General features: G+C 66.4%; 28 protein-coding genes. 16 read left to right on the top strand and 12 right to left on the bottom strand.

The window, feature by feature from the left end:
• Positions 1-66: 66 nt before the first annotated feature.
• Positions 67-729, top strand: a complete 663-nt coding sequence (locus ACXAJT_RS11995; RefSeq protein WP_475235553.1) for an HAD-IA family hydrolase — start codon at positions 67-69, stop codon at positions 727-729.
• On the opposite strand, the gene ACXAJT_RS11990 is transcribed toward ACXAJT_RS11995, so the two are convergent.
• Positions 719-952, bottom strand: a complete 234-nt coding sequence (locus ACXAJT_RS11990; RefSeq protein WP_475235552.1) for a hypothetical protein — start codon at positions 950-952, stop codon at positions 719-721. The two genes, ACXAJT_RS11995 and ACXAJT_RS11990, sit on opposite strands and share 11 nt — an antisense overlap.
• A gap of 74 nt (positions 953-1,026) precedes the next feature.
• Here ACXAJT_RS11990 and ACXAJT_RS11985 point away from each other — a divergent pair, with 74 nt between their 5' ends.
• Genes ACXAJT_RS11985 through ACXAJT_RS11970 form a run of 4 tightly spaced genes read left to right on the top strand, consistent with a single transcriptional unit; the run spans position 1,027 to position 5,171 of the window.
• On the top strand, positions 1,027-1,875 hold the full coding sequence (locus tag ACXAJT_RS11985) for a LysR family transcriptional regulator (protein WP_475235550.1): 849 nt from the start codon (positions 1,027-1,029) through the stop codon (positions 1,873-1,875).
• Positions 1,876-1,921: 46 nt separating this feature from the next.
• Positions 1,922-3,148: a DegT/DnrJ/EryC1/StrS family aminotransferase gene (locus ACXAJT_RS11980; RefSeq protein ID WP_475235547.1), complete on the top strand. Its 1,227-nt coding sequence runs from the start codon at positions 1,922-1,924 to the stop codon at positions 3,146-3,148.
• Positions 3,149-3,186: 38 nt separating this feature from the next.
• On the top strand, positions 3,187-4,182 hold the full coding sequence (locus ACXAJT_RS11975; protein WP_475235545.1) for an XdhC family protein: 996 nt from the start codon (positions 3,187-3,189) through the stop codon (positions 4,180-4,182).
• On the top strand, positions 4,179-5,171 hold the full coding sequence (locus ACXAJT_RS11970) for a molybdopterin-binding protein (protein ID WP_475235543.1): 993 nt from the start codon (positions 4,179-4,181) through the stop codon (positions 5,169-5,171). Before ACXAJT_RS11975 ends, ACXAJT_RS11970 begins: the two co-directional genes overlap by 4 nt.
• Before the next feature lie 191 nt (positions 5,172-5,362).
• Here the strand turns inward: ACXAJT_RS11970 and infC are convergent, their stop codons facing one another.
• Complete coding sequence (gene infC, locus ACXAJT_RS11965; RefSeq protein ID WP_475235542.1) at positions 5,363-5,947, bottom strand: translation initiation factor IF-3; 585 nt, start codon at positions 5,945-5,947, stop codon at positions 5,363-5,365.
• A gap of 169 nt (positions 5,948-6,116) precedes the next feature.
• Here infC and ACXAJT_RS11960 point away from each other — a divergent pair, with 169 nt between their 5' ends.
• Together ACXAJT_RS11960 and ACXAJT_RS11955 are read left to right on the top strand one after the other, a co-directional pair.
• Positions 6,117-6,827 carry a hypothetical protein gene (locus ACXAJT_RS11960; RefSeq protein ID WP_475235540.1) on the top strand — a complete coding sequence of 237 codons (711 nt, stop codon included), beginning with the start codon at positions 6,117-6,119 and terminating at the stop codon, positions 6,825-6,827.
• 145 nt (positions 6,828-6,972) lie between these two features.
• The gene (locus ACXAJT_RS11955) at positions 6,973-7,608 is read left to right on the top strand and encodes a hypothetical protein (RefSeq protein ID WP_475235538.1); all 636 of its coding nucleotides are present in this window, start codon (positions 6,973-6,975) and stop codon (positions 7,606-7,608) included.
• A 20-nt stretch (positions 7,609-7,628) separates the two neighbouring features.
• Here the strand turns inward: ACXAJT_RS11955 and ACXAJT_RS11950 are convergent, their stop codons facing one another.
• Positions 7,629-8,540, bottom strand: coding sequence for a LysR family transcriptional regulator (locus ACXAJT_RS11950; protein ID WP_475235537.1), 912 nt, complete (start codon positions 8,538-8,540; stop codon positions 7,629-7,631).
• A 124-nt stretch (positions 8,541-8,664) separates the two neighbouring features.
• Between ACXAJT_RS11950 and ACXAJT_RS11945 the strand changes: the two genes are divergently transcribed.
• The 4 genes from ACXAJT_RS11945 (at position 8,665) to argE (ending at position 12,962) form a co-directional block, all read left to right on the top strand.
• On the top strand, positions 8,665-9,636 hold the full coding sequence (locus ACXAJT_RS11945) for a Bug family tripartite tricarboxylate transporter substrate binding protein (protein WP_475235534.1): 972 nt from the start codon (positions 8,665-8,667) through the stop codon (positions 9,634-9,636).
• A gap of 126 nt (positions 9,637-9,762) precedes the next feature.
• The gene (locus tag ACXAJT_RS11940; RefSeq protein WP_475235533.1) at positions 9,763-10,257 is read left to right on the top strand and encodes a tripartite tricarboxylate transporter TctB family protein; all 495 of its coding nucleotides are present in this window, start codon (positions 9,763-9,765) and stop codon (positions 10,255-10,257) included.
• Between the two features lie 12 nt (positions 10,258-10,269).
• On the top strand, positions 10,270-11,760 hold the full coding sequence (locus ACXAJT_RS11935; protein ID WP_475235532.1) for a tripartite tricarboxylate transporter permease: 1,491 nt from the start codon (positions 10,270-10,272) through the stop codon (positions 11,758-11,760).
• On the top strand, positions 11,757-12,962 hold the full coding sequence (gene argE / locus ACXAJT_RS11930) for an acetylornithine deacetylase (RefSeq protein ID WP_475235531.1): 1,206 nt from the start codon (positions 11,757-11,759) through the stop codon (positions 12,960-12,962). The genes ACXAJT_RS11935 and argE overlap by 4 nt, the downstream gene beginning before the upstream one ends.
• Before the next feature lie 190 nt (positions 12,963-13,152).
• Here argE and ACXAJT_RS11925 read toward each other — a convergent pair whose 3' ends face one another.
• The 5 genes from ACXAJT_RS11925 to ACXAJT_RS11905 all read right to left on the bottom strand — a co-directional run bounded on the left by ACXAJT_RS11925 (position 13,153) and on the right by ACXAJT_RS11905 (position 17,283).
• On the bottom strand, positions 13,153-14,016 hold the full coding sequence (locus ACXAJT_RS11925; protein ID WP_475235529.1) for a ferredoxin--NADP reductase: 864 nt from the start codon (positions 14,014-14,016) through the stop codon (positions 13,153-13,155).
• A gap of 71 nt (positions 14,017-14,087) precedes the next feature.
• Entirely contained in the window at positions 14,088-14,465 is a 378-nt protein-coding gene (locus ACXAJT_RS11920) for a DUF934 domain-containing protein (RefSeq protein ID WP_475235528.1), read from the bottom strand.
• Positions 14,462-15,253 carry a phosphoadenylyl-sulfate reductase gene (locus ACXAJT_RS11915; protein WP_475235527.1) on the bottom strand — a complete coding sequence of 264 codons (792 nt, stop codon included), beginning with the start codon at positions 15,251-15,253 and terminating at the stop codon, positions 14,462-14,464. Before ACXAJT_RS11915 ends, ACXAJT_RS11920 begins: the two co-directional genes overlap by 4 nt.
• A gap of 4 nt (positions 15,254-15,257) precedes the next feature.
• Positions 15,258-16,928: a nitrite/sulfite reductase gene (locus tag ACXAJT_RS11910; protein ID WP_475235525.1), complete on the bottom strand. Its 1,671-nt coding sequence runs from the start codon at positions 16,926-16,928 to the stop codon at positions 15,258-15,260.
• 49 nt (positions 16,929-16,977) lie between these two features.
• A complete protein-coding gene (locus ACXAJT_RS11905; RefSeq protein WP_475235524.1) occupies positions 16,978-17,283 on the bottom strand; it encodes a DUF2849 domain-containing protein in 306 nt (101 codons plus the stop codon).
• 152 nt (positions 17,284-17,435) lie between these two features.
• Here ACXAJT_RS11905 and ACXAJT_RS11900 point away from each other — a divergent pair, with 152 nt between their 5' ends.
• The 3 genes from ACXAJT_RS11900 to ACXAJT_RS11890 all read left to right on the top strand — a co-directional run bounded on the left by ACXAJT_RS11900 (position 17,436) and on the right by ACXAJT_RS11890 (position 18,716).
• Positions 17,436-17,891 (top strand): Lrp/AsnC family transcriptional regulator, encoded by a 456-nt coding sequence (locus tag ACXAJT_RS11900; protein WP_066100897.1) that lies wholly within the window; start codon positions 17,436-17,438, stop codon positions 17,889-17,891.
• A gap of 8 nt (positions 17,892-17,899) precedes the next feature.
• Positions 17,900-18,202: an Rdx family protein gene (locus ACXAJT_RS11895; RefSeq protein WP_475235523.1), complete on the top strand. Its 303-nt coding sequence runs from the start codon at positions 17,900-17,902 to the stop codon at positions 18,200-18,202.
• Between the two features lie 88 nt (positions 18,203-18,290).
• The gene (locus tag ACXAJT_RS11890; protein WP_475235521.1) at positions 18,291-18,716 is read left to right on the top strand and encodes an OsmC family protein; all 426 of its coding nucleotides are present in this window, start codon (positions 18,291-18,293) and stop codon (positions 18,714-18,716) included.
• Between the two features lie 288 nt (positions 18,717-19,004).
• Here the strand turns inward: ACXAJT_RS11890 and ACXAJT_RS11885 are convergent, their stop codons facing one another.
• Together ACXAJT_RS11885 and ACXAJT_RS11880 are read right to left on the bottom strand one after the other, a co-directional pair.
• Positions 19,005-20,504 carry a DEAD/DEAH box helicase gene (locus tag ACXAJT_RS11885; protein WP_475235520.1) on the bottom strand — a complete coding sequence of 500 codons (1,500 nt, stop codon included), beginning with the start codon at positions 20,502-20,504 and terminating at the stop codon, positions 19,005-19,007.
• Between the two features lie 247 nt (positions 20,505-20,751).
• Positions 20,752-21,591 carry an AAA family ATPase gene (locus tag ACXAJT_RS11880; protein WP_475235798.1) on the bottom strand — a complete coding sequence of 280 codons (840 nt, stop codon included), beginning with the start codon at positions 21,589-21,591 and terminating at the stop codon, positions 20,752-20,754.
• A 259-nt stretch (positions 21,592-21,850) separates the two neighbouring features.
• Here ACXAJT_RS11880 and dksA point away from each other — a divergent pair, with 259 nt between their 5' ends.
• Complete coding sequence (gene dksA / locus ACXAJT_RS11875) at positions 21,851-22,273, top strand: RNA polymerase-binding protein DksA (protein ID WP_164179045.1); 423 nt, start codon at positions 21,851-21,853, stop codon at positions 22,271-22,273.
• 107 nt (positions 22,274-22,380) lie between these two features.
• On the top strand, positions 22,381-23,550 hold the full coding sequence (locus ACXAJT_RS11870) for an FAD-dependent monooxygenase (RefSeq protein WP_475235518.1): 1,170 nt from the start codon (positions 22,381-22,383) through the stop codon (positions 23,548-23,550).
• Between the two features lie 7 nt (positions 23,551-23,557).
• On the opposite strand, the gene ACXAJT_RS11865 is transcribed toward ACXAJT_RS11870, so the two are convergent.
• Complete coding sequence (locus tag ACXAJT_RS11865) at positions 23,558-24,025, bottom strand: CreA family protein (protein WP_475235517.1); 468 nt, start codon at positions 24,023-24,025, stop codon at positions 23,558-23,560.
• A 22-nt stretch (positions 24,026-24,047) separates the two neighbouring features.
• Entirely contained in the window at positions 24,048-24,521 is a 474-nt protein-coding gene (locus ACXAJT_RS11860) for a pyridoxamine 5'-phosphate oxidase family protein (RefSeq protein ID WP_475235516.1), read from the bottom strand.
• Between the last annotated feature and the right edge of the window lie 30 nt (positions 24,522-24,551).

The following is a 24,551-nucleotide window of genomic DNA, read 5'->3' as shown; positions in this document are numbered from 1 at the left end:
GGCAAGGTGCCCCATGTCACGTTGGATTTCAGCCTGTGACAGGGCAGGGCGAAAGGGACAAGCAGAATGCGCACGGTGGTCTTTGATCTCGACGGCACGCTTGCCGACACCAGCGGCGATCTGATCGCCGCCGCCAACGCCTGTTTCGAGGGCATGGGGCTGCAGGTGCGGCTTGACCCGCTGGCCGACGCGGGCATCGCGGTGAAAGGCGGACGCGCCATGCTGACCGCTGGGCTGGAGCGCGAAGATGCCTTCTCCGAAGAACTGATCGCGCGCTGGTACCCCGAGCTTCTGTCGGTCTATGGCGAGGCCATCGACCGCTACACGCGCTTCTATCCCGGCGCGCTGGATGCGGTGCAGGGACTGCGCGAGGCGGGCTATCGGGTCAGCATCTGCACCAACAAGCCAGAGGGGCTGGCGCAGACGCTGATGGAACGGATGGGCGCGCGCGGCCATTTCGACGCGCTGATCGGGGCCGACACGCTGGCCACCCGCAAACCCGATCCGGCGCCCTATGTGGCGGCGGTGGAGCGTGCCGGTGGTGCGGTGGCGCAAAGCCTGCTGGTCGGCGACACGGCGACGGACCGCAACACCGCGAAGGCTGCGGGCGTGCCCTGCATCCTCGTCGGCTTCGGCCCCGATGGCGAGACGGTGCGCGATCTGGCCCCTGAGGCGATGATCGGCCATTTCGACGAGCTGTCGGCGGCGGTGGCGCGGCTCATCGGGTGAGCCGGGCGGCGCGCTGCGGCGTCCTACGCAGAAATGCTGTGAACTTGCGGACCAGCCGCAGGGGGGCTCCCAACGTGTAACGCTGTCGCGCCCGACTTTGCGCTGCCACAGCGGCTTGCGCGGCGGCGCGCTCGCGGGCGTATCCGGTGTCGGGCTGGGGCACCTCGCGCAGTGGCTGCAAAAAAACCTGCATGGCGGCCTTCCTTCTGATATTGAAAGTCATGCTTGGATGGCTCCCGGTATGCGCGCCTGAGGGGCGCCAGATCAGCCGCGAAGATGCCAAGGGGACTTTCAGAAATGAAAACACCGCCCAGCCTCGACGATATCGTGCTGTTTCTTGCGGTGGCCGATGCGGGCACGCTGGCGGGGGCGGCGAAGCGCAGCGGTGCCAGCCTGCCGACGCTCAGCCGACGCATGACCGAGCTCGAGCGCCAGCTTGGGCAACCGCTCTTTCAGCGCGGCGCGCAGCGCTACGGGCTCACCGCCGAGGGTCGACAGCTGGCGGAGGAGATGCGTGGGTTGCACGAGGTGACGGCCCGGCTTGAACGATGGCGACAGGGCGGCACCGGGCCGGTGCGGGTGCGGATCACCGCCGGGCTCTGGACCTCGCGGTTCTTGGCGCGCGGGCTGGCGCGGGTTTGGACCCCGGAGGCGGACTGGCTGCCCGAGTTCACCGCCTCCAACGCCGATCTAGACATCGCGCGCCGTGCCGCCGACATCGGTGTGCGCAACCGGCGCCCGGAACAGCCGTGGCTGGCAGGCCGCCGGACGCGGCACCTGAGTTATGCCGCCTATGGCCGCGACGCGGCGGTGACGGGCTATGTGACCCTGCCGCCGGGCGCCGCGACCACGCCCTCGGAACGCTGGCTGCGCGACACCCATGCCGAGCAGATCGTCACCCATGCCTCCGATGCGCGGCTGGCGCTTGATCTGGCGCTGGCGGGCGTCGCGCGGATCGTCATGCCCTGCTTCGCTGGCGACACAGAGCTGGGCCTGATCCGCCTGTCGGAGCCGATAGAGGCCTTGGCGCATGACGAATGGCTGGTCGCCCATCACGAGGCGCGCCACGACCCGCCGGTGCGTGCTGCTCTGGATGCGGCGCACGCGCTGCTGACCGCGCCGGACCGGGCGGGCACGTCGGCGTGATCCCTTCCGCATTGACCACGGCGCGGCGCGGGCGCATCAATGCGCCATGACCGACACGCCCACGACCCAACCCCTCGCCGCCGAGCGGTTCACCGGCAGCTTCACCCAGCAAGAGCCGATCCCCCAGGCCGGGATCGCCGCCGCGCTGGAAGTGCTGCAGCATGGCCGGCTGCACCGCTATAACACCGCCGCCGGAGAAACCGCCGAGACCGCGCTTCTGGAGCAGGAGTTCGCGGCGTTCACCGGGGCCCGCTACTGCGTCGCCGTGGCGTCGGGCGGCTACGCGTTGGGATGTGCGCTGCGTGCGCTTCAGGTGCAGCCGGGCGACAAGGTGCTGACCAATGCCTTCACCCTTGCGCCGGTGCCAGGGGCAATCGCCGCGGTCGGAGCCGAGCCGGTCTTTGTCGGGGTGACCGAGGATTTGACCATCGACCTCGACGATCTCGCCGCCAAGCTGCCGCAGGCGCGCGTGCTGATGCTGTCGCACATGCGCGGGCACATCTGCGATATGGACCGGCTGATGACGCTCTGTGATGCCGCTGGCGTGCAGGTGATCGAGGATTGCGCCCACACCATGGGGGCATCTTGGAATGGTGTCCCTTCGGGACGGCACGGGGCGGTCGGCTGCTACTCCACGCAGACCTACAAACATATGAACTCGGGCGAGGGCGGCTTTCTGGTCTCCGACGACGAAGAGATCGCGGCCCGCGCGGTGATGCTCTCGGGCAGCTACATGCTCTATGAGCGCCACCTTGCCGCGCCGGGGCCCGAGGTGTTCGAGCGGGTGAAATACGTCACCCCCAACGTGTCGGGCCGGATGGACAACCTGCGCGCCGCGCTGCTGCGCCCGCAACTGGCCGCGCTGCCCGAGCAGATCGCGCGCTGGAACGACCGCTACCGCGTGGTCGAGGACGGGCTGCGCGGCACGTCGGGCCTGACGGTGATCGACCGCCCCGCGCAGGAAAGCTATGTCGGCTCGTCGATCCAGGCGCTGGTGTTGGACTGGTCGCCGCAGACGATCACCGATCTGCTGGCCCGCTGCGCCGCGCGCGGTGTCGAGCTGAAGTGGTTCGGCGGGGCCGAGCCGGTGGCCTTCACCTCGCGCTACGACAGCTGGCGCTACGCCCCGTCCACCCCGATGCCCGCCACCGACCGCATCCTGACCGGCATCCTCGACATGCGCCTGCCGCTGACCTTCAGCCTTGAGGATTGCGCGCTGATCGCAAGGATCATTCGCGCCGAGGTCTCGGCGGTCTATCAGCAGGCGGTCTGATCCGCCGCGCACGTCGCCCGAACTTCGGAGGAAATCTCATGAGCGAAACCAAAGGCAGTCTCGACACCGCCCGGTTCGACGCCATTCCCGAAACCGCGCTGGCCTGGCACCGCGCCGGGCGCGGCGCTGCGCTGGCCACGGTGATCGAAACATGGGGCTCGGCGCCGCGCCGCACCGGCGCGCAGCTGGCCATTTCGGGCGATGGCGAAATAGAAGGCTCGGTCTCGGGCGGCTGCGTCGAAGGCGCGGTGATCGTCGAGGCGCTGGAAGCGCTGGACGATGGCAAACCGCGAGAGCTGGAGTTTGGCGTCTCGGATCAGGACGCCTTCGCGGTCGGCCTTGCCTGCGGCGGCACAATCCGCGTGCTCGTCGAGCCGGTGGGCGCGGTGATGCCCGAGCCGCTGCTGGCCGAGCTCTGCGCGGCGCGCGCCGCCCGCACCCCGGTGGCCTATGTGGTGGACCTCGACACACAGGACCGCCGTCTGGCCTATGAGGGGCATGAGACCGCCTTCCGCATGGACCGTTCCGGCTTTGTCGAAGACAGCCGCGCCTTCGTCGCCATCCACAACCCGCCGCTGCGCCTGCTGGTGGTCGGGGCCGTGCATATCGCGCAGGCGCTGCTGCCCATGGCGCGCATTGCCGGCTATGATCCCGTGCTGATCGACCCGCGCGAGGCCTTCGGTTCGGCGGCGCGCTTTCCCGGCGAGACCATCCTTGATGACTGGCCCGACGAGGCGCTCACCAAGCTCGGGCTCGACATGCGCACGGCGCTGGTGCTGCTGACCCATGACCCCAAGCTCGACGATCCGGCGCTGGAGGCGGCGCTGCGCAGCAAGGTTTTCTATATCGGCGCGCTTGGCTCTACCCGCACCCACGCCAAGCGCGTGGCGCGGCTGACCGAGGCCGGGTTCACCGAGGCCGAGATCGCGCGCATCCATGGCCCGATCGGGCTTGATATCGGCGCCTCGGGCCCGTCGGAAATCGCTGTTTCGATCATTGCCGAAATAACCCGCGTACTGAGGAAAGGCGCATGAAATTCGGCCCGATGCCGACCGACGAAGCCGCCGGGGCGGTGCTCGCCCATGCGGTGGCGCTGCCGGATGGGCGGCTGAAGAAGGGCCATGTCCTGACGCCTGACGATTTGCCACGGCTGCGCGAGGCGGGACGCAGCGAGGTGATCGTGGCGCGGCTCGAGCCGGAGGACGTGCCCGAGGACAGTGCTGCGCTGCGCCTTGCGGAGGCGCTGTTGCCCGATCCTGCAGCGGCGGGGTTGCGGCTTGGGCCGGCGACCACGGGCCGGGTCAATCTGCACGCGCTTGGTCCCGGTGTCATCGAGGTGGATGCGGCGCGGATCAACGCGGTGAACGCGGTACACCCGATGATCACCGTGGCGACGCTGCGGCCTTGGCAGCGCTGCGCCGCCCGGGCGATGGTGGCGACGGTGAAGATCATCTCTTATGCCGTGCCCGAAGCGGCGCTTGCGCGTGCCTGCGCCGCCGCACGCGGCGGGGCGCTGCGCCTGCATGCGCCGATTGCGCGGACCGCGACACTGATCGAAACCAGCGTCGGCACCGACCCGGGCGACAAGGGCCGCCGCGCCACCCGCGCGCGGCTCGACCGGTTCGACACCGAGCTTGGTCCGCGTGTGCAGGTGCCGCACCGCGCTGCCCCTCTGGCTGCGGCGATCGCGCAGGCGCCGGGGGACATGGTGCTGATCCTCACCGGCTCGGCGACCTCTGATCTGCACGATGTCGCGCCCGAGGCGCTGCGTCGCGCTGGCGGAGAGGTGACGCATTTCGGCATGCCGGTCGATCCCGGCAATCTGCTGTTTTACGGCCAGCACGCCGGCCGCCCGGTGATCGGCCTGCCGGGCTGCGCGCGCTCGCCGGCGCTCAATGGCGCCGACTGGGTGCTGGAGAGGTTGATTTGCGGCCAGCAGGTCAGCCCGGCAGAGATCGCTGCCATGGGCGTCGGCGGCCTGCTGAAAGAGCCGCCCTCGCGCCCGCGCCCGCGCGAAGGCTGATCGCGCCGAGACGGGCTCCCCCGCTTCGTCTAGACGAAAATATCCCGGGGGAGGCCGCCGCAGAGGCGGTCGGGGGCAGCGCCCCCAAAATCCGATCCTGGGAGCAGCGCCCCCCAAAAGCCGCCATCGCGCAAAAGCAAAACCCGCCGGCGGCAGCACGGCGGGTTTAAACACTTCGGAAAGCGGATGGCTTACTTGGTGATCGGACCGATCATCATGACCATCTGGCGGCCTTCCATCTTGGGCATGTTCTCGACCTTGCCCACTTCCTTGACGTCCTCGGACACCCGCTCGAGCAGTTCGCGACCGAGGTTCTGGTGCGCCATCTCGCGGCCACGGAAGCGCAGGGTGATCTTCACCTTGTCGCCGGCCTCGAGGAACTTCAGCACGTTGCGCATCTTGACGTCATAGTCGTGCGTGTCAGTGCCGGGGCGGAATTTCACTTCCTTGACCTCGATGGTCTTCTGCTTTTTCCGCGCCTCGCTCTCACGCTTCTGCTGTTCGTATTTGAACTTGCCGAAGTCCATGATCTTGCAGACGGGCGGTTTGGCGTTCGGCGAGATCTCCACGAGGTCGAGACCGGCGTCCTCGGCCATCTCCATCGCACGCGCAGGAGTCTGCACGCCGAGGTTCTCGCCTTCGGCGCCGATCAGGCGGATTTCGGGAGCCCGGATGCGATCGTTGACGCGGGGGCCGGTGTCGCGCGTCGGGGGCGCGTTGTGAGGTCTGCGAGCTATGGTTTTCGTCCTTCGTTGCCATGTCTGGTAGGCGCGCAAAGTAGTGCTGCAAACCGGCTGTTTCAAGCGGCAAATGGCCGAAACCGGCGCTTGGCCAGCCTCAACTTGCCGATCCGGGGGGCAGAAGCCTGCCGGGGCCGCGCTCGGGCGCTGGTCATGGCAGGGTGGATACCTATGTCACACCCACGCGACACTGGAGTTATCTGAAATGAAACAAGCGATTCTGATCCTCGGGGCGGTGGTGATCGTGGTCATCGTGGTCTTCGGCATGCAACAGCCGCAGGAACAGGTGCCGATGGTCGAAGAGACCGCCGAGCCGGACACCATGCAAGACGCGCTGGAAGACGCCGGGGCGGACGCCGATGCGGCGGCAAACGAGGCGCAGCAGGAGGCGGAAGCGGCCAGCGAGACGCTCAACGAGGTGGCCGAAGATGCCGCCGCCTCGGGGCACGAGGCGCTCGACAGCGCCGGCGAGGCGGCGGACAGCGCGATGGAGGCTGTGTCGGATGCGGCCAGCAATGCTGCACAGACCGCCGAAGGGGCAGCCGCCGCTGTGGCCGACAGCGCCCGCGAGGCGATGGACAGCGCGTCGCAGGCGGCGAGCGATGCCGCCGACAGCCTGCGCGACGCGGCCGACAGCGCCATGGCCTCGGCCGAAGGCGCGATGGACGACGCCGACCGCGCTTTGCAGGGCGCGGGCGAAAGCGGCGCGGCGGTGGCGCAGATGACCCAAGAGGAACTGCGCGACCTCTTCACCGTCGAAGGGTTCGACTACGACCGGGCCGAGGCCTACATCGACCAGTCCGACCTTGGCTTTGCTGCCAAGGAGGCGACGAAATCGGCGCTGGCGTCGGTGCGCGATGCGCCCGAGCAGCTTGCGCCGGTGCTGGAAGAAGCCCGCGAGCGTCTCGGCCTCTGAGACCACTCGAGAGCGGTTTGCACGGCTGGACCAAAAAAATCACCTTCGCGTCAGTAAAATGTGGCGCGAGGGTGATCCGGAGGGATAGATACGGCGTATTCATGATCGTTTCGCGCGCCCGCGCCCCAAGCCGGATCGACCCCGAATGAAACACCGCAAGTCTGCAGCGCTGCAGCGCTATGTCACTTTTGGCCTCTCTTTGGCGTCGCTCGCCATGTTGGGCATTGTTCTGTTTGGCTGGATGTCGCACACCGAAAGTCTGGTGCGCTCTGCGCCGGATCGGGCGGCGATGGTGCCCAGTACGGCAATCGCTCTGGCCCTTTTGTTCTGCGGGCTCGCGCTTTCCGCGAGCGGGCGTGGCCCATCGACCGCGATTTGGTTCTGCGCCGTCGGCGCGGCGGGCGTGGCGTTGACCAACTCGCTCGTGCTGAGCGTCGGCGCCGAGGGGCTCGATGCGTTGCTGGCCAAGCGTCCCATGGCGGACCGCATGTCTCCCGGCACGATGGCGGGCCTGCTGATCGGCGCCGCGGGTCTGGCCGGGCTGAACACGCCCGCGCTGCGACGGGCGGAACTGCCGCTGCTGGCGGCGCTGGCGGGGCTGACCGGAATCACCGCGGTCCTCATGGTGCACAACTTCCAGCCGGGCACGGTGATGGCACTCAGCTTCTTCGAGGGCATGTCGGTCTACACGGCGCTTGGCTTGCTCGGCGTCTATGCCGGGCTGTTGCTGCTGGGGCTCGTGCCCTCACAGGCGCGCATCTCGGACCTCAGCCGCGAGTGAGCAGCGCCTGAGCGCTTGGATCACGTCACCAGCCCATCGAGTTTGAGGTTGTCTATCTCGATGGCGATGGCCCGGGCAAAGGCCTGACCCACCGCGCTGAGTGGCCGGCCGCGCGGCAGGAACTGCGCGATATCCCATGTGATTTCCGGGATCAGCCGATGCGCTGTGACCTTCTCGGGGTCGATCAGCCGCAACGCCACCGGGTCGACGATCGCCAGCCCAACGCCGCGTTCAACCAGCCGCACCACGCCGTGCAGGGTGCGCAGTTCCGCCGCGATGGTGCGGCGCACGTCGATCGTATCCATCATGTGATCGACGCGCTGTCGCAGCGGGCTGTCGGGCGCCAGATCGATGAACCATTCCTTGCGCAGCCGGGGCAGGGGAATTTCCTCGACGGTGCCGAGCGGGTGGCCCTTGGGCATGATGCAGCGCGCCGTGCAGTGGCCCAGTGACAGCGCCTCGCCGCCGAAGGCATCGGCGTTGAGGGTGATTCCGAAGGCAAGGTCGCACCGCTGTTCCGAGATCATCCGCAGCATCTCGGCCATGCCCACATCGACGATCTGCACCGTCGCCTGCGGGTGGGTTTCGCGAAATCTGCGCAGCGCGTCGAGCAGGAAGGTGTCGCAGAACACTGGCTGCGCGGCGATCACCAGATGCCCCACCTGACCGTTGGCGATGGCGACCGCCTCCTGCTCGAGATCGCGCAGCCCGGCGAGGTGACGCACCACCGTCTGGTGAAAACGGAACGCCTCGGGGGTGGGGGCCAAGCGGTTGCGCTTGCGCAGGAAAAGCGCGAAGCCGACCTTTTCTTCGAGACCCGAGAGCAGCCGGCTGATCATCGGCTGGCTGGTCTCCATATGCTCGGCGGCCAGCTTCACACCGCCGAGGCGCATATAGGCGTCGAACGCCTCCAGTTCCCGTATCTTGTACATGGCCGCTCCCTCAGTATGCAGTTTTTGCAACTCATGGTCGGCTATTGTCAACAATCGCATACTGTGGATGGTGACGCCGATCCAACAGTTCGGGGGCCACCCCGGACCCTACGTGAGGTGAATAATGAAAAAGCTACTCGGATCGATCGCCCTTGCCGTGATCGCAGCAACCGGCCCCGCAGCGGCCCAGACCTATCCCGATCAGGCGGTGACGCTGGTGGTGCCCTATGGCCCCGGCGGCGCGTCCGACCTCGCTGGCCGCGCGCTGGCAGAGACCGCGCAGCCGTTCCTTGGCCAGCCGGTCACCGTGATGAACAAGCCCGGCGCTGGCGGCATGAACGGCGCGCGCTCGGTGTCGGAAGCAGAGGCCGACGGTTACACGCTGCTGCTGGCCCGCGTCGGCATGGCGCTGTCGCCCGCCGTGACGCCCGGCAATGCCGTGCCGTGGGATGCCTACACCTTCCTCGGCGCGCTGGAAGCCACGCCGATGATCCTCGCCGTGCGCGGCGATGCGCCCTATGACAGCGTCGATGAGCTGATCGCCGCCATCGAGGAAAGCAACGGCCGCATGACCTATGCCGCCTCGGGCGCAACCGCCATCGACGGGTTCACCACGCAGGCGCTGCTGGCCGACAATGACCTCGACCCGCTGACCGCCGCGACCCTCGTGCCCTACAAAGGTGGTGGCGCACTGGCCACCGCTCTGCTGGGCGGCCACGTGGATTTTGTCGCCATGGCGGCAGCCTCGCTGATGCCGCACATCGAAAGCGGTGACATGAAGGCGCTGATGGTCTTCGCGCCGAAGCGCATGGACAGCCTGCCCGACGTCGCCACCGCGCAAGAGATGGGCTACGAGAAGGCCGGCCAGATCGCTGGCTGGAGCGCGCTCTACGGTCCCAAGGACCTGCCGGAAGACGTCGTCGCCAAGTGGGACGAGGTGCTGGGCCAGGTCGCCACCGACGAGAAGTGGCTCGACCTCGCGGCGCGCCGCGGCTCGATCTCGACCATCGGCGACGTCGACATGACCGACTACGCCAAGGGCCAGTACGAGCTGTTCCACGGTCTCGCGCAGGACTTCGGCTACCTGTCGAACTGAGCGGTGCGGGGCGCGCTCGCGCCCCGATGCCCGTCTGACGCACTCGCCTGACGACCAAGGCGCGGCCCCTTGCGCGGGCCGCGCCGCTCTCCTCCGCCCGAGGACCCCATTCCCAGGAGCATCGCCATGTCCAAGCCCGTCCTGCGGGGGCTGGTAATTGCTGCTTTCTTCGCGCTTACCGCCTTCGCCCTGGTTCCCGTTTTCGTGCCTCGCCCCGCCTTCATTCCCGGTTTCGCCCCGCCGCCGGACATGTGGCCGCGCACCGTGTCGATCGTCGGCCTCGCGCTTGGCCTGCTGGCACTCTTCCTGACGTTCACCCGGCCCGCACCGCTGGAGGAGCCGATCGAGACCGACGGCAGCAGCCGCGCCCGGATGATCGGGCGTTTTGCTGGCCTCGTCGTCGCCTTCGGCCTGTTCCTCGCGCTGTTGCCCTATGTCGGCTTCATGGTCGCCACGATGGCGCTGACGCTGGCCATCGTGCTGATGACGGGCGAGCGCGGCCACAAGCTGTGGATCGCGCTGCTGTGCTTTGGCGGGCCGGTCCTGCTGACGCTGTTCTTCAATTCCGCGCTTGGCACGCAGTTTCCCAAGGGCGCGCTGACGAAGCCCTTCGGCTTCTGATCGGAGACCACAATGCTCAATGAAATCCTCTCGGCGCTGCACGCGGTCGCCACCCTCCAGAACCTGCTGATTATGGTCGCGGGCATCTGGGGCGGGGTGATCGTCGGCGCGATCCCCGGCATGACCGGGACCATGGCGGTGACGCTGGCGCTGCCCTTCACCTTCTACATGGAGCCGGTGCCCTCGATCCTGCTGCTGGTCGCCCTCTACAAGGGCTCGACCTACGGCGGCTCGGTCTCGGCCATCCTGATCAAGACGCCGGGCACCGCCTCGGCGGCCTGCACCGCGCTCGACGGCTACCCTCTGGCGCAGCAGGGCAAGGCGGGCAAGGCGCTGAACATGGCGCTTTATTCGTCGGTGACGGGCGACTTCATCTCGAACCTGTCGCTGATCTTCTTCGCCGCGCCGCTGGCCGTTCTGGCGCTGCGCATCGGCCCGCCCGAGTTCTTCATGCTGATGCTTTTCGCGCTGACCACCGTGGCGGGCGTGTCGGGCAATTCACTGCTGCTGGGGCTCGTCTCGGCGGCGCTGGGTCTGCTGCTGGCGACCGTGGGCGAGGATATGTACGGCTCGTTCCGCTTTGCCTTCACCCCCGACATGCAGGCGGGTCTGTCGATCGCGCCGGTGCTGATCGGCCTCTTCGCGCTGCCCGAACTGATCAAGCTGGTGGTGATGCGCGCGGCCAAGAAGGAAGAGGCGGCGACGCTCGGTGCGCAGCACGTGACGCGAGAAGAGTTCATGGGCTCACTGAAGTCTATCCTCAAAGGCTCGGTGATCGGCTCGGTGCTGGGCGCCATTCCGGGCATCGGCCCGTCTTCGGCGGCGTTCTTCTCGTATGGCGAGGCGCAGCGCACCTCGAAACAGGGCGCGAACTTCGGCAAGGGCGAGCTGGAAGGCATCGCCGCGTCGGAGTCGGCCAACAATGGCGCCTGCGGCGCGACGATGATCCCGCTGCTGGCGCTTGGCGTGCCGGGCGACGTGATCACCGGCGTGATGCTCGGCGCCTTCATGATCCAAGGCCTTACCCCCGGCCCGCTGCTGTTCCAGACCAACATCCACGAGGTCTACATGCTGCTGATCGGCATGCTGGTCTCTTCGGTGCTGCTGTTCTTCGCGGGCAAGGCAACCATGCGCATGTTCGCCAAGGTCTCGCACATCCCGCAGACCCTGCTGACGCCGCTGGTGCTGCTGCTGTGCATCTTCGGCATCTACTCGATCGCCTCGAGCACCTTCGATGTGGCGGTGCTGCTGGTGATGGGGCTGGTGGGCTTCGGTATGTTCCTGCTGAACATTCCCGCAGCGCCCTTCCTGATCGCCTTCATCCTCGGCCCGATGCTGGAAGAAAACCTGCGCCGGGCGCTCGCGATCTCGCGCGGGGATCCGATGGTGCTACTGTCGTCGCCGATCACATGGGTGTTTGCCGCGCTTATCGTGTTTGTCGTGTCGATCACCGTGCGCCGCGAGTTTCAGAAATCCAAGACAGAAAGACGAGTTGCCCAATGACCCTGCAGAGCGAGACAACGCCCGCCCCTGAGCGGCAGGCCAGCGCCGCGCAGCACCTGGCGGACCTGATCGGGTTCGATACGGTTTCCCGCAATGGCAACCGGCCGCTGATCGATCACATGGCCGATTATCTCGGGGCGCTTGGGGCGCGGATCACCATCCTGCCTGACGAGACCGGCGCCAAGGCCAATCTCGTCGCGGCCTTCGGGCCCGAGGATGTGGCGGGGCTGGTGTGGTCTGGCCATACCGACGTGGTTCCGGCGGATGAACCGGAGTGGGAGAGCGACCCCTTCACCGCCGAAGTGCGGGACGGCAAGCTCTACGGGCGCGGTGCCTGCGACATGAAGGGCTTTGCCGCCTGCGCCATGGCCGTTGCGCCCGAACTGGCGGCGGCACCGCTGACCCGTCCGGTCTACTTCTGCTTTTCCTATGACGAGGAGGTCGGTTGCCTTGGCGCGCCGGCGATTGCCAAGCACCTCGCAGCGCTGCCGGTGCCGCCGGAGTTCGCGATCATCGGCGAGCCGTCGATGATGGAACTGGTGACCGGCCAGAAGGGCAAGATCGCCATGCGCGCCCATGTCACCGGCACCTCGGGGCATTCGTCCTTTGTGCCCGAGCATGTCAACGCCATCGAATATGCCGCGCAGGCCATCGCGCGCATCTCCGAGCGCGGCAAGCGCTACGAGACCGAGGGCCCGTTCGACGCGGATTTCACCGTGCCGCATGCGACCATGCTGGCGACCATGGTGGAGGGCGGCGTTGCGACCAATGTCACCCCCGACAGCTGCAGCTTCACCTTCGAGTTGCGCTCCATCGCCGACATGGACCCAGAGGCTGACATGGCCGAACTGCTGGCGCAGATCGAGGCCGAGGTGGGGGCGTCCATGGCCGAGAAGACGCCGGGCACCGGCATCCGCTTTGACCGCATCTTCGCCTATCCGGCGATGGGCGAGGCGCGCAACAGCGCCGGCTACGCCCGTTACGCGCGGCTGATGCCCGAGGCGTGGGGCGGCAAGGTCTCCTACGGCTCGGAGGGCGGCGTGTTCGAGCAGGTCGGCGGTATTCCGTCGGTCATCGTTGGCCCCGGCTCGATCGACCAGGCGCATAAACCCAACGAGTTTGTCGAACTCGCGCAGTTGGACCTCTGCGTGGACTTCCTGCGCGGCATCATTGCCGAGCTGTCGCAGCAGGCCGCCGCCTGAGGCTTTGTACCTGATCGCCGGGCAGGGGGCTGCGCGGCGATCTCTCGCACGCTCCGGGGCGCACCCGGGGCCCGGGCCGGCGACGCATTCACCTATCCCCGGCGTCGCCGGTTGCCCCAGCTGTCGCGACAAACAAAAACGCCTTCCGAAGTCGGCTTCGGAAGGCGTTTGTATTTGGTGTGGCGGGGCTTCAGTCGAGGAAGGCCTTTTCCACCACGTAGTGTTTCGGGTCCGAGTTGGCGCCCTCCTCGAGGCCGTATTCCTCGAACATCTCCTTCAATTCGAGGTTGAAGGCGAGGTTGCCGCAGATCATCGCGCGGTCGGTCTCGGGGGTCAGCGGCGCGACGCCAAGATCGGCAAACGCCTCGCCCGAGCGCATCAGGTCGGTGATGCGGCCCATCTTCGGGCTCTCTTCGCGGGTGGTCGTCGGGTAGTATTTGATCTTCTTCCAGAAGCCTTCGCCGATCACCTCGTTGAGCAGCTCGTCATGCTTCAGGCTTTCGATCAGCGCGGCGCCATACTCCAGCTCGCCCGCCTCGCGGCAAGTGTGGGTGATGATGATCTCTTCGTAGTCCTCGTAGGTCTGCGGCTCGCGCAGCAGCGAGGCGAAGGGCGCAAAGCCGGTGCCGGTGGCGAAGAACCAGATGCGCTTGCCGGGCAGCAGCGCGTCATGCACCAGCGTGCCCACGGGTTTGGGCCGCAGGATCAGCTCGTCACCGGGCTGGATGTGCTGCAGCTTCGAGGTCAGCGGGCCGTCCTGCACCTTGATCGAGTAGAACTCCAGTTCCTCGTCCCAGCTGGGCGAGGCGATGGAATAGGCGCGCAGCAGCGGCTTTTGCTTGCCGGTCTTCGGGTCGGGATCGCCCATCAGGCCGATCATCACGAACTCGCCCGAGCGGAAGCGCAGGCTGGCGGGGCGGGTGACGCGGAACGAGAAGAGCCGATCCGTCCAGTGCTTGACCTCGGTCACGGTCTGGGCGTCGGGGAGCACCATCTTCTTGGGTGCGTCGGCTTTCGCAGCGGAGGTTTCGGTCACGGGGGTCATCTCTGTCATGATCTCTCTCGCCGATCCTGTTGGACCGGCCCCTTGGGTGTAGCGTTGATGCAGATCAGGCGAAAGGCGGTTTAGCCGCGCACCCGGGACTGGTAGTCGTGTTTCCGCCAGTCGGCGCGGAATTTCCACTCGGCCTCGGGCTGCCGGGCGGCCAGTTCTTCCGAGATCTCGACCTCGTCAAACCCCGAGCGACGTGCCATGGCGTATTGATCCGAGATCACGTGGCCAGCGGCGCGCAGCGTGCCAGTGTAACCACGCAGGCGCAGCAGCCGGGCCAGCGTGAAGCCGCGGCCATCGGCGAAGCTGGGGAAGGCGATGCGCACGTGGACGGCATTGTGCGGCGCCTCCAGCGTTGCCGGATCGGTGTCGGAAGGCAGGTCCAGCACGGGGGTGTCCTGATCTGCCCAAGTGTCGGGGCCGAAGCCCGCGTCGGTGACGATGACGGTCATTGGCTCTGTCCTTCTCTCACGGCTTCGCCATTCACGAAATGGATGCCGCATTCAACTTTGTCCTGTCCGCGCCAGCGTCCGGCGCGGGGGTCCTCTCCGGCGGCGACCTTGCTGGTGCAGGGCGCGCAGCCGATGGATGGGTAGCCTTGCGACACCAGCGGGTGCCGGGGCAGGCGGTTCTCGTCCATATAGGCGCCGATATCCTCGGGCGCCCAATGCGCCATCGGGTTTACCTTGATCCGCCCGGTCTCCTCTTCGAGCTCGAAGAACTCGAGGCCGGCGCGGGTCTTCGACTGGTAGCGCTTGCGCCCGGTGATCCAGCCGTCAAAGCCAGACAGCGCCTGTTCCAACGGCAGGTTCTTGCGCAGGGCGCAGCAGGCATCCTGATCGGAAAAGCGCAGCGCACCGTAAGGGTCCTTGGCCGCCAGCGTCTCGGCGTCGGTGCGGATCACCCGCACGTCCGACAGACGCAGCCGTTCGGCCACCTCTTGCTGGTAGGCCAACGTCTCGGCGAACAGCAACCGCGTGTCGATGAACAGCACCGGGGTTGTCCGGTCCACCACCGCCACGAGGTGCAGCAGCGCCACCGACTCCGCCCCGAAGGACGAGACCATGGCGATTTCGCCCGCCTCGGGATCGCGCAGGGCCCCCTCCAGCACCGCGGTCGCGCCGTGGTGCCGGTAGCGCGCGTTGAGCGCGTCGACCCGGGCGCGCAGCTCTGCCAGCTCATCGGGCAGCAGAGCTTTGGCGCCTGTCTCGGGCGTGTTGGGAGGGAGTTGCAGGGTCATCGCCTCAGGCTGCCTCGGCGTTCTTCTTTTCGGTCTCGTAGAGCGCTTCCTTGAACGGCGCCATGCCAAGACGGCGATAGGCCTGCAGGAAGGTCTCGTCGGCGCTTTCGCGGTTCTCGACGTAGGCGTCAACCAGCCGTTCGATCGCCGGCACGATTTCCTCATAGGAGAAGCCCGGACCGGTGCGTTCGCCCAGGGAGGCGGTCTCGGTGCCGTCGCCGCCGAGGGTGATCTGGTAGGTCTCGACGCCGCCGCGATCCAGCCCGAGGATGCCGATATGGCCCACGTGGTGGTGGCCGCAGGCGTTGATGCAGCCCGAGATCTTGATCTTCAGGTCGCCGATCTCATGCTCGGTCTTGAGCTCGTCGAACCGGGTGGCGATCTGTGTGGCGATCGGGATCGACCGCGCCGTGGCCAGCGCGCAGTAGTCCATGCCGGGGCAGGCGATGATATCCGAGATCTTGCCGATGTTGGCGGTGCCGAGGCCATGCGCCGCGAGGATTTTGTGCAGTTGCGGCAGGTCCGACTTGTGCACATGCGGCAGGATCACGTTCTGCTCGTGGGAAATGCGCAGCTCGTCGTGGCCGAAGCGCTCGGCGAGGTCGGCCAGCACGCGCATCTGGTCCGCCGAGGCATCGCCCGGGGTCTGGCCGTGGGCTTTCAGCGAGATCTGTACGATGGCATAGCCCGGTGCCTTATGCGCGGCGAGGTTGGTGTCGGCCCAAGAGCGGAACACCGGGTCGGCCTCATAGGCGCTCGCGAAATCATCCTCGGGCGCATTGCGGAAAGCGGGCGGCTGGAAGCTCTGCTTGATCTCGTCGTAGAGCGCGAGGTCGGCGCCGTTGAAGGCCTCCTTGGTCTCGGCGAAACGCTCTGCAACGAGGCGCTGAATCTCCTCGATGCCGTGCTCGTGCACGGTGATCTTGATGCGTGCCTTGTACTTATTGTCGCGGCGGCCCAGCAGGTTCCAGACAGACACGGTGGCCTCGACGAAGGGCAGCAGGTCTTCCTGCGGCACGAAGTCGGACAGCACCTTGCCGATCATCGGCGTGCGGCCGAGGCCGCCACCGACGAGCACGCGGTAGCCCTGCTGGCCGTCCTTCTCGACGATCTCGATGCCGATGTCATGCGCCTTGATCACCGCGCGGTCATTCGGCGCGCCGGTGACGGCGATCTTGAACTTGCGCGGCAGGAACTGGAATTCCGGGTGGTCGGTGGACCACTGACGCAGCAACTCGGCGACCGGGCGCGGATCGGCGATCTCGTCGGCGGCAGCGCCGGCGAAATGGTCCGCGGTCACGTTGCGGATCGTGTTGCCCGAGGTCTGGATGGCGTGCAGGTTCACCTCGGCCAGCGCGTCGAGCATGTCGGGCACATCCGAGAGCTTCGGCCAGTTGTACTGGATGTTCTGGCGGGTGGTGAAATGGCCGTAGCCCTTGTCCCACTTCTCGGCCAGCAGCGCGAGCTGGCGCATCTGCGCCGAGCTCAGCGTGCCATAGGGGATCGCCACGCGCAGCATGTAGGCGTGCAGCTGCAGGTAGAGGCCGTTCATCAGGCGCAGGGGCTTGAATTCGTCTTCGGTGAGGTTGCCGGCGATGCGGCGCTCGACCTGCGCCCGGAACTGGCGGTTGCGTTCCTGAATGAAGGCGGTGTCGAACTCGGTATAGCGGTACATCTGGGTCTCCTGCGTCTGGCCTGGTCGCTGCGTGGGGAAGGGCGCCGGATCAGGCGTCGGCTTCGGCCTGCTTGCCGTGGAAATAGTTCGAGGGGCCGGTGCGGCGGAAGTCCTCGCGGAAGTGCGCCGGCTCGGCGCCATCGGCGCCCAGCTTGACGTCGGCGAGGTAGACACCAACCGTTTCGGAGGCGCGCGCCTGCGCGTCCAGCAGGCGCATCTGTGCGATCGCCTCGTCGGTGATCACCTCGGCCTTGGCAAGGTCGCGGACCCAGCTGTCATCGGCTGCGAGATAGATCACGTCGCCTTCGATCAGCGCGTTGGCGGTGACGACCTTGGGCGTGAAGGGCTTCGGCATCGGGATACACTCCGGGAAGGGGTTCGTTGCCGCTCAATATAGAATTTTGTCCCCTGTTGCGGCCAGAGGGGCGGAAATATAAGGACATACGTTCCGTCCTGTGGTTAAGGGTGGAGAAGACGTTCCAATGCAGGCGAAAGGGCGGAACAGCTATGGCGATCGACGAGACCGACCGGAAAATCCTTCTGGAACTGCAGGAGGACGCGGGCCGTTCGCTGGACGAGATTGCCCGCGCCGTAGGGTCATCCAAGACCCCGGTGTGGAATCGCATCCGCAAGATGCGCGAGGCCGGGATCATCGGCCCGCAGGTGGTGATCCCCGACCCCGAGAAGCTGGGCTTCGAGGCCTGTTTCTTCGTGCTGATCCGCACGTCGGAGCACGAGGCCGACTGGCAGGCAAAGTTCCTCAAGGCGCTGCGCGAGCGGCCCGAGGTGATGGAAGCGCATCGCCTCGCCGGCGAGATCGACTATATCCTCAAGGTGCGTGTGAAGAACGCCCGCGCTTATGATGTCTTCTATCAGGCGCTGATTTCCGAGGTGAAGGTCTACAACGTCACCGCGCTGCTCTCGATGGAAGAGATCAAGAACACCAACGCGCTGCCGCTCTAGGGGGCCTGATGACCGAGACGTCCAAACCGCAGGTGTCGATCACCTATTGCACCGGCTGCAACTGGCTGCTGCGCGCCGGCTGGATGGCGCAGGAACTGCTGCAGACCTTCGGGCAGGAGCTTGGCGGGGTGACGCTGGTGCCGGGCTACGGCGGGGTCTACGAGATCTCGGTGGACGGCGCGCTGCTGTGGGAGCGCAAGCGCGACGGCGGGTTTCCCGAGCCCAAGGTGATCAAGCAGCGCCTGCGCGACGTGATCGCGCCGGAGCGCGATCTCGGCCATTCCGACCGCGGCCCGGACCAAAGCCGGTGAAGTTTTCACAGCGCGCGTGACCTTGCGCCGCGCTGTACTAGGTTCGCCCTCAGGACCCCACGCGGGGCACAAAGAGGAGACCCAAGAGATGATCAACAAGAGCGGATCGGCGAATTGGCAAGGCGGGCTGAAGGACGGGACGGGCACCGTCTCGACCGAGTCCGGCGTGCTGGACAAGCAGAACTACGGGTTCAACAAGCGCTTTGGCGACGAAGCGGGCACCAACCCCGAAGAGCTGATCGCCGCGGCCCACGCCAGCTGCTTCTCGATGGCGCTGAGCAACATCCTCGGCGATTATGACCTCAAGGCCGACGACATCAGCACTGTCGCCACCGTCACGCTGGAGCAGGACGATGGCGGGTTCACCGTGACCAAGAGCCACCTGAAACTGACCGCGTCGATCCCCGGCGCGAGCGAAGAGACCTTCATGGAGGCGGCGAACAAGGCCAAGGCGGGCTGCCCGATCTCCAAGCTGCTCACCGCCGAGATCACCATGGACGCGTCGCTGGCCTGAGCCGGCGCAATCTGTGAGATTTGCAAGGGCGCGTCCTGTGGGGCGTGCCCTTCGCGCGTCTGGAGGGCGCCGGAACGAGGGGCGCTGCCCCTCGCGCTCCCCGGGATATTTGTGTCTAGACGAAGGGAGGGGCGCTCTGCGCTTCGTCTAGATGGAAATATCCCCGCCGGAGGCCGGCCGAAACGCGCCGCATGACAGCCCTCCGGTAAGAGCACGGCAAGATCAGACAGAGATAAACGAAAAGAGCCGCCCCAAGGGACGGCTCTTTCGTGTCTGCTGTGTGCTGCGTCAGCTGGCGCGGCGTTGCTCGAAGCTCAGCGCGATGAACTCGGGCATGTGATCGCCCATGCCCACCACGGTGTTCTCACGCTCGCCCTTGCGGCCACGACCGCGCGGCTTGTCGTTGCTGCGCTCGGCGGATTTCTCGGGGCGCGATGCCTTCTCCGGCTTCTCGGCCTTTTCGGAAGGGGCCTTTTCGGCAGGTGCCTGTTCGGCCTTGGCTTCAGCCGGCGCTTCGGTGGTGGTTTCCACCGCCGCGACCGGGGTCTGCTTGTCGGACTTTCGGCTGCGCGAGCGGCTGCGGCGTGCGGGCTTCTCGCCGGTCTCGTCCGCGGCAGGTGCGGCGGCGGCAGGCTTGCCCTTCACCGGCGGGTCGACGCGCGGGATTTCCTTCTGGATCAGCGCCTCGACAGCCTCGAAGTTCTTTTCGTCCTTCGGCACGACGATGGTGAACGCCTTGCCGTCGCGCCCGGCGCGGCCAGTACGGCCGATGCGGTGCACGTAGTCTTCGGCGTGGCTGGGCACGTCGAAGTTGAACACATGGCTCACCGACGGCACATCGAGCCCGCGCGCCGCCACATCCGAGGCAATCAGCAGGCGGATCGAACCATCGCGGAAGCCGTCGAGCGTTTTCATACGCTGTGACTGGTCCAGATCGCCATGGATCGGCGCGGCGTTATAGCCGTATTTCTTCAGCGACTTGGCAACGATGTCCACGTCGACCTTGCGGTTGCAGAAGATGATGGCGTTGGTACAGGCGTCGCCTTCGCGATCGATCAGGCCGCGCAGCACGTTACGCTTCTCCGAGCCTTCGCGGTCTTTGCGCGAGGCTTTGAAGAACACAGCGCCCTGTTCGATGGTCTCTGACGCGGTGGCCTGGCGGGCCACCTCGATGCGCTCGGGGCCGGACAGGAAGGTGTTGGTGATGCGCTCGATCTCGGGTGCCATGGTGGCCGAGAAGAACAGCGTCTGCCGGGTGAACGGGGTCAGCGAGAAGATCCGCTCGATATCGGGGATAAAGCCCATGTCGAGCATGCGGTCGGCTTCGTCGACGACCATGATCTGCACGCCGGTGAGCAGCAGCTTGCCGCGCTCGAAATGGTCGAGCAGGCGGCCCGGGGTGGCGATCAGAACGTCGACGCCCTTGTCGATCAGCTGCTCCTGTTCCTTGAACGAGACGCCGCCGATCAGCAGCGCCTTGGTCAGCTTCAGGTGCTTGGTATAGGTGTCGAAGTTCTCGGCCACCTGCGCCGCCAGTTCCCGCGTCGGGCAGAGCACAAGGCTGCGCGGCATGCGGGCGCGGGCGCGGCCACGCGCCAGCAGAGTGATCATCGGCAGCGTGAAAGACGCGGTCTTGCCGGTGCCGGTCTGGGCGATGCCCAGCACGTCGCGGCCCTCGAGCGCGGGAGGAATGGCACCGGCCTGGATCGGAGTGGGCGACTCGTAGCCCGCCTCTTCGATGGCCTTCAGTACCTTGGGGTTCAGGTTAAGATCAGTAAACTTGGTCATGTATGTCCGAATATCATGCGGACACTGAACTTGGCCCGCGCGTCAGGAGAAGGGCCCGGATGGCCCGAAGAAAACCGCCTCACTGCGGTCATGATGCGGGCTTGTACCGGAATCAGGCGGGAAAGGTCAATCTCGGCGGGATATTGCGCCCGGAAACGGCGGTTTCGGGGCGATTTGAGGCCGTCAGGCCACGGAATCGTGATTTCGGCGGCCCGCGCCGGATGCGCGCGGCCGCCCCGCGAGGGACTCAGCGCCGGCCGCGCGCCATGAACGCCAGCCGCTCGAACAGGTGAACGTCCTGTTCGTTTTTCAGCAGCGCGCCGTGCAGCTTGGGCAGCGCATCGCTACCGTCCCGCCGCAGATCGGCGGCGTCGAGGTCTTCGGCCAGCAACAGCTTCAGCCAGTCCAGCACCTCCGAGGTCGAGGGCTTCTTCTTGAGCCCGGGCTGCTCGCGCAGTTCATAGAACTGGGTCAGCGCCTCGGTCAGCAACGCGGGTTTGATTCCGGGGTGATGCACCTCGACGATGCGCCGCAGCGTGTCTTCGTCGGGAAAGCGGATGTAGTGAAAGAAGCAGCGGCGCAGGAAAGCGTCGGGCAGTTCCTTTTCATTGTTCGAGGTGATGATGACGATCGGACGCTGGCGCGCCTGCACCGTTTCTCCGGTCTCGTAGACGTGGAACTCCATGCGGTCGAGTTCCTGCAGCAGATCGTTGGGGAACTCGATGTCGGCCTTGTCGATCTCGTCGATCAGCAGCACCACCTTGCCCTCGGCCGCAAAGGCCTGCCAGAGCTTGCCGCGGCGGATGTAGTTGCCGACGTCATGCACGCGCGCCTCGCCAAGCTGGCTGTCGCGCAGGCGGCTGACCGCGTCATACTCGTAAAGGCCTTGCTGGGCGCGGGTGGTGGACTTGATGCTCCATTCGATCATCGGCAGGCCGAGCGCGCCGGCGACCTGACGCGCCAGTTCGGTCTTGCCGGTGCCCGGCTCGCCCTTCACCAGCAGCGGCCGTTCCAGCGTGATCGCCGCATTGACCGCCATGGTCAGGTCCTCGGTGGCCACATAGGCTTCGGTGCCTTGGAAACTCAGGCTCATCGCGCATTCCTCCGCTGCTCTAAGGGAAGGGATAGAGAGCGCAAATGCGCGGTTCAAGCGGCCTTTCGCGGCGGTCCGAAGGGCGGCTGTCATGCGATGGTTACAAATTGAGCACCTGCCGAAGATTCGTTCGGGGCCTATCCTATTGTGTAGTGACATGACCGGGGGCTTGGGATAACAGCAGCCTCGCAAGGGGTGCCGGAGCCGGTCAGGATTTCCTCGACCGGACGCCGGTTTTGAAGAGGGAGCAGAAATGAAGCCCGAAACTTTTCTGCCCGACGATTACCGTCCGGCCGAAGACGAACCTTTCATGAACGAGCGTCAGACGGAGTACTTCCGCCGCAAGCTGCTCGCATGGAAAAACGACATTCTCGCCGAAAGCCGCGATACGATCGAGGCGCTGCAGGAAGCCACGCGGAATATTCCCGACGTGACCGACCGTGCCAGCGAAGAGACCGATCGCGCGCTCGAGCTGCGCACGCGCGACCGTCAGCGCAAGCTCGTGGCCAAGATCGACGCGGCCCTGCGCCGTCTCGACGAGGGCGAGTATGGCTATTGCGAAGTGACCGGTGAGCCGATCAGCCTCAAGCGGCTGGACGCGCGTCCGATCGCGACCATGAGCCTCGAGGCGCAAGAGCGCCACGAGCGCCGCGAGAAGGTTCATCGCGACGACTGAGCCAGTGCCGTCGGCGTTGCGTCGGCGGGGCCAAAGGCTTGACAAGACAGGACGCCGGGGCCAATGGCTCCGGCGTTTTGATTTTTTGCCCAAAGCGGAGGCACGTGGTGCCAGCAACGTCAGTGACGATCATCGGTGGGGGGATCGGCGGGTTTGCGGCGGCGCTGGCGCTGCGCCAGCGCGGCTGGGCCGTGCGCTTGCTGGAACAGGCCGAGGCGATCTCCGAGGTTGGGGCGGGGCTGCAGATCAGCCCGAACGGATTGCGCGTGCTCGAGGCGCTGGGGCTGGGCGAGGCGCTGCGCGCCGGGGCCTGTCGCGGGCGTGCGGTGTCGCTGCGCGATCATCGGGCCGGGCACGAGGTGCTGCGGCTCGATCTGGCGCAATTGCCGGAGGGGCAGGGCTATCACTTCGTGCACCGCGCTGATCTGATCGCGCTGCTGTCGCGCGCGGCGCGCGCGGCCGGGGTGCAGGTGCGCCTGCTGCAGAAGGTGGCGGCGGTGCATCCGGGCGCGCCGGTGCGCATCGAAATGGCCAACGGGGATTCCTGCGCCGCCGATCTGGTGATCGGCGCGGACGGGCTGCACTCGGTGGTGCGCAGCGCGCTCAACGGTGAGGTGGCGCCGTTCTTCACCGGGCAGGTCGCGTGGCGCGCGGTGGTGCCCAATGTCACAGGTCATGCGCCAGAGGCGCGGGTGCACATGGGGCCGAGGCGGCATCTGGTCAGCTACCCGCTACGCGACGGTGCGACGGTCAATCTGGTGGCCGTGGAAGAACGCCGGCAGTGGACGCAGGAGGGCTGGTCGCAGTACGACGATGCCGCCAACCTGCGCGAGGCCTTTTCTGGCTTTGGAGGCGATGTGCCTGACCTGCTGGAACAGGTGGAACGGCCCGGTCTCTGGGGGCTGTTCCGTCATCCTGTGGCGCGGCAGTGGCATGGGCCGGGCGTGGCTCTTGTCGGCGACGCGGCGCATCCGACGCTACCGTTTATGGCGCAGGGGGCGAATATGGCGCTCGAAGACGCATGGGCTCTGTCGGCCTGTCTGGCATCCGACAAGGATCGCGGTGTCGCGCTCGCGCGCTATCAAGAGCTGCGCAGCGCGCGCTGCGCCAAGGTCGTCGAGGCGGCCAATGGCAATGCATGGAAATACCACCTGAGCAACCCGCTGGTGCGCGGCGTGGCGCATCTGGGCATGGGCATGCTGGGGCGTATGGCGCCGACCAAGATGCTTGGTCAGTTCGACTGGATCTACGGCTACGATGTGACCAAGGCGGTGTGAACCCGGATCAGTCCTCCACCCATGTCGCCTCTGTGCCGTAGAGCGGCACGGTCGACACAGCCAGCTTCGCCGACCCGTCGGTCAGCTCGGCCGCATGGGCGAGATATATGAGCGTCTGGTTGCTCTCGTCGTAGATGCGTTTCACCCGCAAGGACTTGAGAATGATCGAGCGCGAGGTGCGGAAGACATCCTCACCATCCTTGTCGCGGTCAATGTCGCCGATCTCGATCGGTCCGGTCTGGCGACAGGCGATCGAGGCGTTCGAGGGGTCTTCGAACCAGTTGCCCTTCGACAGACGGTCGAACATGCCGCGGTCGAAGTAGGCGATATGGCAGGTCACGCCTTTGACCTTGGGGTCGGCAACGGCTTCGATCTCGATGTCGTTGCCGACCCAATCCACGCCCACCTCGCCAACCTGCTCGGCCGCCGTCATCGTGGGCAGCAGGCACAGCAGGGCAAGAAGGGCGCGGGGCATGGCGAATCTCCGATCCGAAAGCTTACGAGAACACCAGTCGACCATGCTCGCCCACGTCGGGCGTGTCATCCGACATTTGCGATTTGGCGATCTCGTACAGGAAGCTTGCGCCGCCGTCGCTGATCCACGCTTCGCCATCTTTTGGCGTCATCTTGATCAGGCGCACCGAGTCGTCTTCGCGGCCGTTCTTGAACCATGCCCCGGCAACGACGCTCCAGATATCGTCGAGCTTCTCTTCGTCGTCCGAGATGGTGAGCGTGCCGAACAGGTTCGCATAGAGATGCGACTTGGGGTCGGCGACGTGGAACGACGCTTCGCCACCGCTCTTGGCGGCGCGGTCGGCGGCAGAGCCTTTGGCAGCGATGAACCAGATGGCGTTTTCATCAGCGTCCGCGTGCGGCGACATGGGCACCGGGCGCTCGCCATCGGCGGCCAGCATGCCTGCGCGGACGTCTTTGAGGTGTTTCCAGAAGTCGGTCTTGAGATCCTTGGTCATGGGTAGCTCCTTTCTCTGTTGTGGGCACAA

Source organism: Salipiger sp. ABF4_146, assembly GCF_056161345.1.
This window is presented reverse-complemented; position numbering and strand designations above follow the sequence as displayed.

Coding starts and splice junctions, on each gene's coding strand:
- ACXAJT_RS11865 (WP_475235517.1), bottom strand. CDS start 24,025: ATGCCCCGCGCCCTTCTTGCCCTGCTGTGCCTGCTGCCCACGATGACG.
- ACXAJT_RS11915 (WP_475235527.1), bottom strand. CDS start 15,253: ATGACCCTGCAACTCCCTCCCAACACGCCCGAGACAGGCGCCAAAGCT.
- ACXAJT_RS11910 (WP_475235525.1), bottom strand. CDS start 16,928: ATGTACCGCTATACCGAGTTCGACACCGCCTTCATTCAGGAACGCAAC.
- ACXAJT_RS11975 (WP_475235545.1), top strand. CDS start 3,187: ATGAGCGAAACCAAAGGCAGTCTCGACACCGCCCGGTTCGACGCCATT.
- ACXAJT_RS11920 (WP_475235528.1), bottom strand. CDS start 14,465: ATGACCGTCATCGTCACCGACGCGGGCTTCGGCCCCGACACTTGGGCA.
- ACXAJT_RS11940 (WP_475235533.1), top strand. CDS start 9,763: ATGTCCAAGCCCGTCCTGCGGGGGCTGGTAATTGCTGCTTTCTTCGCG.
- ACXAJT_RS11925 (WP_475235529.1), bottom strand. CDS start 14,016: ATGACAGAGATGACCCCCGTGACCGAAACCTCCGCTGCGAAAGCCGAC.
- ACXAJT_RS11895 (WP_475235523.1), top strand. CDS start 17,900: ATGACCGAGACGTCCAAACCGCAGGTGTCGATCACCTATTGCACCGGC.
- argE (WP_475235531.1), top strand. CDS start 11,757: ATGACCCTGCAGAGCGAGACAACGCCCGCCCCTGAGCGGCAGGCCAGC.
- dksA (WP_164179045.1), top strand. CDS start 21,851: ATGAAGCCCGAAACTTTTCTGCCCGACGATTACCGTCCGGCCGAAGAC.
- ACXAJT_RS11885 (WP_475235520.1), bottom strand. CDS start 20,504: ATGACCAAGTTTACTGATCTTAACCTGAACCCCAAGGTACTGAAGGCC.
- ACXAJT_RS11990 (WP_475235552.1), bottom strand. CDS start 952: ATGACTTTCAATATCAGAAGGAAGGCCGCCATGCAGGTTTTTTTGCAG.
- ACXAJT_RS11860 (WP_475235516.1), bottom strand. CDS start 24,521: ATGACCAAGGATCTCAAGACCGACTTCTGGAAACACCTCAAAGACGTC.
- ACXAJT_RS11960 (WP_475235540.1), top strand. CDS start 6,117: ATGAAACAAGCGATTCTGATCCTCGGGGCGGTGGTGATCGTGGTCATC.
- ACXAJT_RS11945 (WP_475235534.1), top strand. CDS start 8,665: ATGAAAAAGCTACTCGGATCGATCGCCCTTGCCGTGATCGCAGCAACC.
- ACXAJT_RS11900 (WP_066100897.1), top strand. CDS start 17,436: ATGGCGATCGACGAGACCGACCGGAAAATCCTTCTGGAACTGCAGGAG.
- ACXAJT_RS11980 (WP_475235547.1), top strand. CDS start 1,922: ATGACCGACACGCCCACGACCCAACCCCTCGCCGCCGAGCGGTTCACC.
- ACXAJT_RS11970 (WP_475235543.1), top strand. CDS start 4,179: ATGAAATTCGGCCCGATGCCGACCGACGAAGCCGCCGGGGCGGTGCTC.
- ACXAJT_RS11985 (WP_475235550.1), top strand. CDS start 1,027: ATGAAAACACCGCCCAGCCTCGACGATATCGTGCTGTTTCTTGCGGTG.
- ACXAJT_RS11950 (WP_475235537.1), bottom strand. CDS start 8,540: ATGTACAAGATACGGGAACTGGAGGCGTTCGACGCCTATATGCGCCTC.
- ACXAJT_RS11905 (WP_475235524.1), bottom strand. CDS start 17,283: ATGCCGAAGCCCTTCACGCCCAAGGTCGTCACCGCCAACGCGCTGATC.
- ACXAJT_RS11935 (WP_475235532.1), top strand. CDS start 10,270: ATGCTCAATGAAATCCTCTCGGCGCTGCACGCGGTCGCCACCCTCCAG.
- ACXAJT_RS11890 (WP_475235521.1), top strand. CDS start 18,291: ATGATCAACAAGAGCGGATCGGCGAATTGGCAAGGCGGGCTGAAGGAC.
- ACXAJT_RS11995 (WP_475235553.1), top strand. CDS start 67: ATGCGCACGGTGGTCTTTGATCTCGACGGCACGCTTGCCGACACCAGC.
- ACXAJT_RS11955 (WP_475235538.1), top strand. CDS start 6,973: ATGAAACACCGCAAGTCTGCAGCGCTGCAGCGCTATGTCACTTTTGGC.